Origin of the sequence: Streptomyces sp. SM11 (assembly GCF_002910905.1) — a bacterium.
Taxonomy (GTDB): domain Bacteria; phylum Actinomycetota; class Actinomycetes; order Streptomycetales; family Streptomycetaceae; genus Streptomyces.
The window spans coordinates 49,230-55,229 of sequence record NZ_NEUE01000208.1 but is presented as its reverse complement, the minus strand read 5'-3'; the positions used below and the strand labels follow the sequence as shown (position 1 = coordinate 55,229).

General features: G+C 61.9%; 5 protein-coding genes and 1 pseudogene. 3 read left to right on the top strand and 3 right to left on the bottom strand.

Annotated features, from left to right (window positions below):
* From B9S58_RS19860 to B9S58_RS38480, 3 genes and pseudogenes are all read left to right on the top strand, one after another.
* A partial coding sequence (locus tag B9S58_RS19860) for an ISAs1 family transposase (RefSeq protein WP_107494948.1) occupies window positions 1–669 on the top strand: 669 nt, incomplete at its 5' end.
* A gap of 20 nt (window positions 670–689) precedes the next feature.
* Window positions 690–797 (top strand): annotated as a pseudogene (locus tag B9S58_RS19855) (IS5/IS1182 family transposase); the annotation flags it as partial.
* A gap of 222 nt (window positions 798–1,019) precedes the next feature.
* A complete protein-coding gene (locus tag B9S58_RS38480; RefSeq protein ID WP_219818898.1) occupies window positions 1,020–2,948 on the top strand; it encodes a hypothetical protein in 1,929 nt (642 codons plus the stop codon).
* Between the two features lie 284 nt (window positions 2,949–3,232).
* On the opposite strand, the gene B9S58_RS19845 is transcribed toward B9S58_RS38480, so the two are convergent.
* From B9S58_RS19845 to B9S58_RS19835, 3 genes are all read right to left on the bottom strand, one after another.
* Window positions 3,233–4,276 (bottom strand): hypothetical protein, encoded by a 1,044-nt coding sequence (locus tag B9S58_RS19845; protein WP_258044750.1) that lies wholly within the window; start codon window positions 4,274–4,276, stop codon window positions 3,233–3,235.
* 233 nt (window positions 4,277–4,509) lie between these two features.
* Window positions 4,510–5,037, bottom strand: coding sequence for a GNAT family N-acetyltransferase (locus tag B9S58_RS19840; RefSeq protein WP_083192939.1), 528 nt, complete (start codon window positions 5,035–5,037; stop codon window positions 4,510–4,512).
* Window positions 5,034–5,906 carry an XRE family transcriptional regulator gene (locus tag B9S58_RS19835; protein WP_258044756.1) on the bottom strand — a complete coding sequence of 291 codons (873 nt, stop codon included), beginning with the start codon at window positions 5,904–5,906 and terminating at the stop codon, window positions 5,034–5,036. Before B9S58_RS19835 ends, B9S58_RS19840 begins: the two co-directional genes overlap by 4 nt.
* Window positions 5,907–6,000: the final 94 nt, after the last annotated feature.

Below are 6,000 nucleotides of genomic sequence, written 5' to 3'. Positions count from 1 at the left end.
CGGCAGATCGCCGCCAAGAGCAACGAGATCCCCGCCTTCGCCCTGCTGCTGGAAGGGCTCGACCTGCGCAGATACGTCATCACCGCCGATGCGATGCACACCCGGACCGGCCACGCCGAACACGTCATCACGCGGGGCGGGCACTACATCCTGGTCGTCAAGGGCAACCAGAAGAACCTCCGCCGACAGCTGCGGCGCCTGCCCTGGCGCGAGGTCCCGCTCCAGCACCGCACCCGCGAACAGGGCCACGGCCGACGCGAGATCCGGCGCCTCAAGGTCTGCACCGTCCAGCCCGGACTCCCTTTCCCGCACGCCGTGCAGGCCATCAAGGTCAAGCGCCGCCGAACCAACCGCACCACCGGCAAGACGACCATCACGACGATCTACGCGGTCACCAGCCTCGCTCCCGAACAAGCCGCCGCGGACCGAATCGCCGAACTCATCCGCGGACACTGGCAGGTCGAAGCCCTGCACCATGTGAGAGACGTGACCTTCGCCGAGGACGCTTCCCACGTCCGCACCGGCACCGCACCCCGCGCGATGGCCACCCTCCGCAATCTCGCCATCGGCCTCATCCGCCAGGCCGGCTGGACGAACACCGCCGCCGCCACCGACCACTACCGGTCCCGAACCGACCACACCCTCCAACTACTCGATCTTGAAAGCTGAGAACGCACCAGCCCTGGCCGCTGCGCGAGCACGAACCGGGCTTCGTCACGCTCGACGGCACACTGGCCGAGTGCGACCGCGTCGGCGACAGCCGGACGGGCTACCTCGCTTCGTGCAACAGAGACGGCCAGCAACGCGGGGCCCACATCACCGGGCTGGCGCGCCGCGTTTTAGGTCCGGTCAGATTGTTCGTGCGGAGTGTAAAAAATCTCATGGATGAGCACGAACTCAGCGTAGAATCTGCATCGAATGATCGACTCGGCGGCCGTCGTTCGCGTTGCCGTTCCCGAGTATTTCGAAGCCGAGGGATCTGCGGCCTACGGTAATCAACATTGCGCAGGGAGAGCATCGTGAGTGAAATCGATTCCGCCGCGAGCAGCCCGGGTTCTTCTGATGAATCACAAGTCAGAGTTGACTCGCCAGACACGGAAGCTATTACTTATCGGCATGATCCTTCCTTGGTGCCCGCTCTGGCACGACTCGTAGATGCGGCATGTGAAGAGGCGGACGACTTGATGACTGCAAGTCTACGCATTCGACAAATTGCGCAGGATATTGAAACTTCGCTTCCTCCCGCCGCACTACAGGTTCTGACCACAACCTTCACGTACCATCTTGCGATCCATCCATTCATGTCTTCCCAGCCAGGCGCCTCCCTGGTCCCGTTTGATGGACCATCCATCTTTCCGGTGGCATTGCGTGATGCCGACAGTGATACGCGAGCACTTTGGCTCGCTCTCTATTCATCCGTTACGCATCCTGCAGCGAAGGCCCGTTGTTCGGATATCGTCTTCAGTCTTCGCATGACAAATGGTCGTGACGCTGCGGACGGGGCAGCCCGAGCTTATCTGGATACGATCGGAGGCAGCCTTTCTTCCACTGAGCAAGGAACGGGCTTGTTGCGCGCGTGGGAGATTACGCGTTCAGTAAATCTCTTGTCGCGAATGCAACAGGTAAAGACCGTCATGCTGGATATGGCGGAGAGGCTATTGAGCGACAGTGAAGATGGACACATCTTCACCAATCTGCTCGATGCCCTGAGTCCGCCACAACGTAAGAAAAACGCACAACCGCTAGATCCCAGGGTCGACGATCTGCTCGACAGGGCGCTTTTGTCCTACTCGGGAACGCTTGTCGTAGGCCAAATAGCTGCGCTTGTTCGGCGTAGAGCTGTCGCTACAGGCGACGATGCCCGTGCTCGGCACGCCAGCGAGGTGGAGGTCAAGGCTCATTTGAGTGATGCCGATGGAGCCGTCGATGCGCTAGTTATTAGGGCACATCTAAATGAAGCCGCTTCACTAGCTCGCCGCCTCAGCATTCCAGAACTGGAAAATTTGGCAATCTCTCGCTTGCAGTCTGCTCCTCCTGTAAAGTGGCAGACCCTAGCAACCGAGGCCAGCATTCCGAATTTTTATATTCGCGGCTACCTGCGACCATACAAGAGAGCAAAAACGTGGCGCAAAGCTCTGGGCGCATGGTTTGATAGTGAGGCACCCAGCGGTACCCTGGCCAGCAATGAGGCGGTGGCACGCAACGTGCTAACGCATTCGGTGTTGACTAGGATCGTCACGACAATTGAGTTTGGCCCGGGGGATCTCCCTAGGCGAGTTCTTTCGAAAGACGACGCAAAGTTCCAGAATGAGCTTGTCCGTGCAGAGACCTGGGGGATAAATTTTCACGGGATTCTCCTTGCTGACGCCCTAGATATCATCAAGGGCCGCTTTGGGATTCCCGATTTCAGGGATCTTGAGGAGTCTATTGCCACATCTGGAACTCATCCTGTGCCGGCTAGAACTCTCGCAAAAGGACTGATTCTGTATTGGGTCGGTGAATTTGATGCTTGCGTGCATCTTACTGTCCCCAAAGTCGAGGCATCGGTTCGGGCGCTCCTGCTGGAGCTGAATGAGCCTGTATATAAAACACAAGTCGGCGATGGGGCGGGGCAATTTCCGGGCCTTGGAGCGCTCCTCCCACACCTGATAGATAGTGGCTTTGACCCTGATTGGGAGCGTTTCCTGAGGACATTTCTCCTTGGGGACGGCATGGGTGTCCGCAACCTTGTTGCTCACGGTTTTATGGACACGGTGAGCCGTGAGAAGGCGGCTCTGGCGCTCCGGGCGTACTCCTTGCTCGTACTCATTACCTCCCACGAACACACCGAGAGGGACGCGGGGCTCGTAAAGGCAAGCTTGGTCAACCCGCTCGGAGTTCCGCCACGTCCGTGGTGGCGGCGCGTCGGCCGTGCTGTGCGAGCGGCCCGGAACGAGCTGCTTAGGTAGGCGCGGCAACCCCGCAGAGGCTCGCAGGATTCTCTGGAAATTCGCAGTCGCTAGCAAAATGACTCGAAAATCGCAGGGTTCACTTGCGCAGAACACGGACGATGTCTCCGGTGGACGGCTGTGCGTGATGCTTCGCGATCATCACTCGATCGGTGACCAACTCGAAGAGGCTGAATAGAGGGCGCTCGTGAGACGGATGCCACTGCACCCTTCTTACGCGTCGACCTAGGATGCGGCGGCCGAATAAGCTGGCGAGACCGGTTGCTGTGCTGCCCCGGCAGCCGTCAGGGAAAGGCATCACCGACTGGCCAAAGCTGGGGGAGGCCGAGGACATCCTGGATGGGGCAGGTTGGCATGTGCCTTTCGACCTGGGCGTCGGCGAGCTGTGCAGTAGCCCAGGAGGGCAGGACGGGGGCCGGAAGCGAGGCGGGATCCGAGCTGTGCCAAAGAACGGGGGTGTTCTTTGCCCAGGTCCACGGTGCTGGGTTGTCGACGGTGAGAACGCCGCTGACTTTTCCGTGGGCGTGATCATAGGTGGAGTTCCAATAGCCGTTGGATAGACGACCGACGACGGGAGTACCGGTGTGGACACACTCGACCGAGGCCCCGTATAGCGCTGTCTCGACATCTCGGTTCTCAGGAAAGAAAGCCGCGTGGCCCACCGCCACGATGAATGGCATCCCCAATTCACCATACCTGCTCCCCTTCTTCTTGACCGCGTCGAGCACCCGATCCGACCCGACATCGAGCCAGCTAATCGAGGGGTAAACCCCAATTGCCCTGGCTGCCGGGTCGTCTCGCTTTCCAGGACTTCGGGGTATCGCCTCGAATGACAGGCTCCAGTCGGCTTCCTGCCAGGTATGCCTTGGCAGTGGCACTTTGTGCTCGCAGTCTGCAATGACTTGGTCGGGGTCGAGGCTGCTGAGCCACTGCACCAAGCCGTTCTTCAACCGCTTCTGCGAAGGCGCTGCCGCACCCATCGCGTGAACGGAGTACGACAGGAAGAAGTTGGGACTGGGCACATTATCGATGGCGTCGATCAACGGGGGTGGGATTTGTTCACCCATGTCGGCCAGGCGCTGGGCCGACCAGATCGCCTCGACGACGAATCGTTCACCCTCTCGACTAACAAGGAAGTCGGGGTTCCTACCCGTAGTTCCGACACTATGCTCGATCGCCACCTTGCAGCCGGAGCCGATCAGCATTTCGTGCAGGTAGAGCTCCCACAATGCCGAGAAGACGTTCGTGCCAGAGTTACGGTCCAGCAGCCTACTACGCATGCCGGGGCGAGACTGGGCCGGAAGATGCGACCACCACTCATTGATCACATCCCTTATCTGATCCCAAAAAGGCCCGGCAATCCTCTCGAAGAACTCACTGTCCGGCTCCGCAGCCCGCTTTGGCGATGCATCCGTCCGATTCCGGCTTACATATACGGCCACTACGCGGTCGCCTCTCCATCGGCCAATCCGAACTCACCGAAAATGCTCGCCCCTGCCCGCAGCGATCACGAACTGTTAAAAAATGATGTCGTACGTGGGCGACTCTGTAGCGGAACTGCTCACGGGTGCAACCTCTTCACCATGACCGCGTAAACCGGGGAGTCGGCGAAGGGCTGCTGCTCGCCCGCCTTCTCGTAGCCCCACGTCTCGTACAGACCCTGAACCTTCGGGTGCGTCACGTCGACCAGGAGCACCGCAAGGTCTTCACCGCGTTCCTTCAGCAGGGCCTCGTGGAGCCGCTCCGAGATCCCCTGCCCCCGCCACTGCGGGCGCACCATGACTTCGGAGACGGCGTAGGTCGCGGTGTAGCCGTTGTTCGGCGCGAACGCAGTGGAACGCCACCACTCACGGCCCGGCTGGAGCGGGGCGCCGTACGCGAAGCCGGTCGGCTCGTCGCCGTCGAATGCGACGACGCAGGTGAAGCCGTCCATCCCTGACCAGTGATCGACGAACCACGGGAACCGCTGGTTGAACTCGTTGTCCATCGCGTCGGCGTAGGCGTCGGCGTGCACGTCGATCAGCATCTGCTTGAAGCCCTCGGGGAGGCTTCCCTGTCCGTAGTGCCGCAGGTCGATCACCCTGGTCACGTTCGGCTCCATTCATCTCGCATGCGGTCTGCCCAGTCGCGGGCGTACGTCGTCGACGGCGCCAGCCGGAACAGGTCTCGGTGGAAGTCTCCGATCAGGGTGCGCATGCGCCCCGGCAGTGGAGCGCCCTCCATGATCGTGAAGACGGTGCCCGCGGTCGCCGTAGCCTGCTCGGGCTCGCCCTGGCGGAGTTGCGCCAGGGCGAGCTGGCAGGTGGCCAGCGCGCGGTTGCGCTGGAACTCCGCCGGGATCTTGGCCAGGGACCGGTGAGCCATCGCCTCGGCTTCGGCGGGCTCCCCGTTGTGGTTGAGGATGATCGCCGCGAGGTGGTTGAGTTCCGCCGGCCCGTAGAACGCGGTCCATCGAGGACGCTCGTCCTCAGCCGCCTTCCGGTAGTTCTCCTGCGCTGCGCCCAGGGACCGGCGAGCGGCTCGCAGGTCTCCCAGCGACGAGTGGGCGAGCGCGAGGCGGACGCGGCCCATGGAGCCGAAGAACGGGTCTCGGCGGGCGGCTGGGGAGGCGTTGGCCGCCTGAGCTGCCGCGAGCTGTTCCGGCCAGTTCTTCCGCTGGTAGGCGAGCATGGCCATGTTGACCCACACGCGCATGGCCGTGGGCGGGTCCTGGGAGAGGCCGGCGAACGTGGACGACTCGTGCAGGTACGTCCGGGCCTTGTCCAGGTCACGTAGGTCGATGCATGACCAGGCAGCGACGGTGGTGAACTCGGCCGCGAGCGCGTACAGGGCACGGCGTACAAGTTCGCTGGCATTCCGCTGCTGAAGCTCCAGCACCTTTGCGCGAGCTTCGAGGGCTGCGGTCGCCAGGGAGGCGTGCCCGCCTTGACGGTCGTCGGCCTCCACGAGCTGGTTCATGCCGGCCGATGCTCGGGCCACGTCCGACATGCCCACCGACCGACGTTGCTTGACCACGGGAACGACTGCGGCTGCCGTCCCGGTAGTGGAAGCG